We start from the raw sequence: 4,509 nt of genomic DNA, 5'->3' as shown, positions 1-4,509 counted from the left end.
GCCGGTGCCTCGCCCCCGGCAGCACGCCCTGCGGCGACCCCTAAGCAGGGATGTTCGGGATCAGCGTCGCCCGCGCGTACACGGTCTCGCCCTCCCGCAACTGCAGCGCTTCGCTGTCGCCGCGGGTGACCTGGGCGGCGAACAGGTCCCCGGTCGCGGCGTTCCGCAGCTCGACCCGCACCTCGAAGCCGAGGTGCACGACGCGCTCCACCGTCGCGCGCGTGACACCGGCGGATTCGGCGGTGCCCGCCTTCTGCGCGACCGCCATGCTCGGGTCCCTGCCCACGCGAATGTCGTGCGGGCGCACCAGCTGACCGTTGAGCTTCGCGACCGGTCCGAGGAACGACATCACGAAATTGTTCGCCGGGCTGTCGTACAACTCCCGCGGGGTGCCGACCTGCTCGATCCGACCCCGGTTCAGGACCGCGATCCGGTCCGCGACATCGAGGGCCTCCTCCTGGTCATGGGTCACCAGGACCGTGGTCACGTGCACCTCGTCGTGCAGCCGCCGCAGCCAGGTGCGCAGGTCCTCCCTGACCTTCGCGTCCAGCGCGCCGAACGGCTCGTCGAGCAGCAGCACCTGGGGGTCCACCGCCAGCGCCCTGGCCAACGCCATTCGCTGACGTTGGCCGCCCGACAGCTGCGCCGGGTAGCGGTGCTGAAAGCCGTCGAGACCGACGATCCCGAGCAGCTCGCCGACCTTCTTCTCGATCTCCGGCTTCGGCCGCTTGCGGATCGTGAGGCCGAACGCCACGTTGTCCCGAACGGTCATGTGCTTGAACGCCGCGTAGTGCTGGAACACGAACCCGATGTCGCGCTTCTGCGGCGGCACCCCAGTGACGTCCTTGCCCGCGATCGTGATCGTGCCCGCGTCGGGGTGCTCAAGGCCGGCGATCGACCGCAGCAGCGTCGACTTGCCCGACCCGGACGGGCCGAGCAGCGCGGTCAGCGACCCCGACGGGATGTCCAGCGACAGATTGTCCAGTGCCGCGAAGTCGCCGTAGTTCTTCTGGGCGCCGATGACGGAAATCATGCCTTGCTCCTCTTGCGATCCAGCAGCGTCATCAGCAGCAGCGTCACCAGGGCGATGCCCATCAGCAGCGTCGCCGCGCAGTACGCGCCGTAGGTGTTGTGGTCGTCGATGTAGCGCGAGTGCACCAGCAGGGTCAGGGTCTGCGAGACGCCGGGGAAACCGGACGACACCATGATCACGGCGCCGAACTCGCCCAGCGAGCGGGCGACCGTCAGCACGATGCCGTAGGTCAGGCCCCAGCGGATCGCGGGAAGGGTGATCCGCCAGAAGGTCTGCCACTTCGAGGCGCCCAGTGTCGCGGCGGCCTGCTCCTGCTCGTCACCGATCTCGTGGAGCACCGGCTCCACCTCGCGCACCACGAACGGCAGGGTCACGAAGATGGTCGCCAGCACCATCCCCGGCAACCCGAAGATGACCCGGAACCCGAGCGAGTCGAGGCCACCGAACCAGCCGTTGACACCCCACAGCAGGATCAGCGATACACCGACGACGACCGGCGACACCGCGAACGGCAGGTCGACCACCGCCTGCATCAGGCCGCGGCCGGGGAAGCGTCCCCGTACCAGAGCGAGCGCGGTGATCACCCCGAAGATGACGTTGATCGGCACCACGATCGCGACGATCAACAGGGACAGGTTGAGCGCCGAGATCGCCGCGGGCGTCGAAATCGCCTCGAAGAAGGCGACGATACCGCGCTCAAAGGTGCGCCACAGGATCACCATGATCGGCACCAGCAGCAGCAGCGCCAGGTAGCCGAGGGCGGCGACCCGCAGACTCAGCCGGGTTGGGGTGGACACGTTCACGACGCCTGCTCCTCACGACGCTGGTTGCGGCTCGCGAACACCCGCAGCACCAGCAGGGTCACGAAGGCGATCGCCAGCAGCGCCACCGAGACGGCCGCGGCGTCCACCGGCCGGTCGATCTCGATCAGCTGTTGGATTCGCTGCGAGGTCACCTGCGTCTCGCCCGGGATGTTGCCGCCGATCAACACCACCGAACCGTATTCGCCGATCGCGCGGGCGAACGCCAGGCCCGCGCCGCTGACGATCGCGGGCGTCAAGGTCGGCAGCACGACCTTGACGAAGATGGTCCAGTTGCTCGCGCCGAGCGAGGCGGCGGCCTGCTCGACCTCGCGGTCCGTCTCGATCAGCACCGGCTGTACCGACCGGACGACGAACGGCAGTGTCACGAACGCGAGGGCGACGACAAGACCCGGCTGGGTCGCGTTGAGCTGCACGTCAATCGGGCTGTTCGGCCCGTACAGGGACAGCAGCACGATGCTCGCGACGATGGTCGGCAGGGCGAACGGGAGGTCGATGAACGCATTGACGATCCGCTTGCCGGGGAACTCATCACGCACCAGCACCCACGCGATGAGCGTGCCCATGACCACGTTGATCAGCGCAACGACCACCGACACCAGGATGGTGACGCGCAGCGAGGCCAACGACGCGGGACTGGTGACCGCGTCCCAGAATCCGGCGAGTCCGTCTTCGAACGAGGTCACCGTCAACGCCGCGAGCGGCAGCAGCACGATCACGCTGAGCCACAGCATCGTTACGCCGATCCCGAGCGGACCGACGGTGCCGGTGACGGTGAACCATCGGCGGCGCCGTCGCGGCGGTGCGGCGGGGGCCGGCGTGGACTCGGTCGGCGGGGTGGCGACGATCTCGGACACCGATCCCTCCGTCATCGTGGAGTCGGACATGGCGAGGCTACCGGTTCGCGGCTTCGTAGATCACGGCAATCGACCCGCTGCCCTGCGTGAACAGGGTCTCGTCGACGGCCTTCCAGCCACCGAGATCCGCGATCGTCCACAGGGTTTCCGGGGCGGGGAACTCGTCGGTGAACTCGGCGGCGACGGCCGGGTCGACGGGACGGAATCCGGCCTCGGCCCACAGCGTCTGGGCCTCCGGCGTGAACAGGTAGTCGCGGAACGCGGTCGCCTGCTCAAGCGCCTTGCTGTTCTGCAGCACCGCGACCGGGTTCTCGATCTTGAAGGTGACCGGCGGGGTGACGTGCTCGACGGGATCACCGTTCCGTTCGGTGAAGATCGCCTCGTTCTCGTAGCTGATCAACACGTCACCGCTGCCCTGCAGGAACGTCTCGGTGGCCTCACGACCCGACTTCGGCTGCACCTTCACGTGATCGGTGACGAGTGCCTTCACGTAGTCGAGCCCGGCCTGCGGATTGGTCCCGCCGTCGCTCTTGGCCGCGTACGGCGCGAGCAGGTTCCACTTCGCCGAGCCGGAACTGAACGGGTTGGGGGTGACCACCTCAACGCCGGGGGCGAGCAGGTCATCCCAGTCCCGGATGTTCTTCGGGTTGCCCTCGCGCACCACCAGGGTGACGACCGACCCGAACGGAATCCCGTTGTAGGCGTCCGCGTTCCAGTCCGGGCTCACCAATCCGGCATCGACCAGGCGGGTGATGTCGGGTTCGACGGAAAAGTTCACGACATCGGCCCGTGCGCCGTCCTTCACCTTGCGGGACTGGTCGCCGGAGGCACCGTAGGACGGCTGGACCTTCACGTCGGCGCCCGCCTCGGTGTCCCTGAATCCGGGGAGAATTCTGTCAAAACCGGGCTTGGGCACCGCGTACGCAAACAGGTTGACGGTGCCGCCGCTGCCGTCACCGGAACCGGACTCACCGCCTACCACGTCGCTCGACCCGCCTGCGCAGGCCGTCAACGCGACCGCTCCCGCGGTGAGGGCGGCGGCAAACAGAACGCCGGAGCGGGTGAGTCGGGCACGAACACTCATCGATATGCCTTTCACGGATTCGCCGCGCACGGCGAGGGAAGTTCGGTCATCGCGACCGCCGCGACCGCCGCCGCCGAGGTGGGCTGCGGTGGTTCGCGGGCACAGGAATGTGGGAAAGGTGCCCTCTGCGTGGGGCGGACGGGCCGGCTCAGTCGAGCAAGGCGGAGGAGATCAACAACAGTCGATGTCGGCGACTGCGAGCATGCCGACAGCGATCAACGCCAGTTCATGGCGGACCTGGTGTACGGCAGTGGCAGACACGCGGACGAATCTAGCAGAGCGCGTGGTGATGAATCCAACAGGCGGGCGTTCACCCGATCAGCGGGTGAACAGCCACCCGACGAGGACCAGCACCAGCAGGACGATCAGGACGAGGGTGACGCGGGAACGGGGCATCAGGGCTCACCGACCCGGGCCGCGTCGCCGGACCGGGCCCGGTCCCGTCCGAGCAGGGTCAGGGCACGGGCCAGCGTGATGTCGAAGACCCTGGCGAGCCCGTACGCGGCGGGCAACGCGACAACCAACACCAGCAGGAGCTGCGGAACGTACGGTAGCCCGATCAGCCACAATTCGAGGCCGTCCCACCAACTGGCGATCTGATTCACGCCCCCACCCTACGCGGCACCGTCGAACGTGAACGATGGCCCCGCCGTCAGCGGTGAACGACGGCCCCGCCGTCGAACGTGAACGACGGCCCCGCCGTCAGCGGTGGAC

At 68.1% G+C, this 4,509-nt stretch carries 6 protein-coding genes; all 6 read right to left on the bottom strand.

Features of this window, described 5'->3' with window-relative positions; translation table 11 throughout:
• Positions 1 to 40 precede the first annotated feature (40 nt).
• The 6 genes from ACWF62_RS20335 to ACWF62_RS20310 all read right to left on the bottom strand — a co-directional run bounded on the left by ACWF62_RS20335 (position 41) and on the right by ACWF62_RS20310 (position 4,400).
• A complete protein-coding gene (locus tag ACWF62_RS20335) occupies positions 41 to 1,033 on the bottom strand; it encodes a sulfate/molybdate ABC transporter ATP-binding protein (protein ID WP_378506536.1) in 993 nt (330 codons plus the stop codon).
• Positions 1,030 to 1,836 (bottom strand): sulfate ABC transporter permease subunit CysW, encoded by an 807-nt coding sequence (cysW, locus tag ACWF62_RS20330; protein WP_378506535.1) that lies wholly within the window; start codon positions 1,834 to 1,836, stop codon positions 1,030 to 1,032. The genes ACWF62_RS20335 and cysW overlap by 4 nt, the downstream gene beginning before the upstream one ends.
• On the bottom strand, positions 1,833 to 2,741 hold the full coding sequence (cysT, locus tag ACWF62_RS20325; protein WP_378506534.1) for a sulfate ABC transporter permease subunit CysT: 909 nt from the start codon (positions 2,739 to 2,741) through the stop codon (positions 1,833 to 1,835). The genes cysW and cysT overlap by 4 nt, the downstream gene beginning before the upstream one ends.
• Before the next feature lie 7 nt (positions 2,742 to 2,748).
• Positions 2,749 to 3,795: a sulfate ABC transporter substrate-binding protein gene (locus tag ACWF62_RS20320; RefSeq protein WP_378506533.1), complete on the bottom strand. Its 1,047-nt coding sequence runs from the start codon at positions 3,793 to 3,795 to the stop codon at positions 2,749 to 2,751.
• A 171-nt stretch (positions 3,796 to 3,966) separates the two neighbouring features.
• Positions 3,967 to 4,056: an Ms4533A family Cys-rich leader peptide gene (locus ACWF62_RS20315; RefSeq protein ID WP_354003507.1), complete on the bottom strand. Its 90-nt coding sequence runs from the start codon at positions 4,054 to 4,056 to the stop codon at positions 3,967 to 3,969.
• A gap of 134 nt (positions 4,057 to 4,190) precedes the next feature.
• Positions 4,191 to 4,400, bottom strand: coding sequence for a hypothetical protein (locus ACWF62_RS20310; protein WP_378506532.1), 210 nt, complete (start codon positions 4,398 to 4,400; stop codon positions 4,191 to 4,193).
• Positions 4,401 to 4,509: the final 109 nt, after the last annotated feature.

The sequence above is a fragment of the Rhodococcus sp. NPDC054953 genome (genome assembly GCF_053609225.1).
This window is presented reverse-complemented; position numbering and strand designations above follow the sequence as displayed.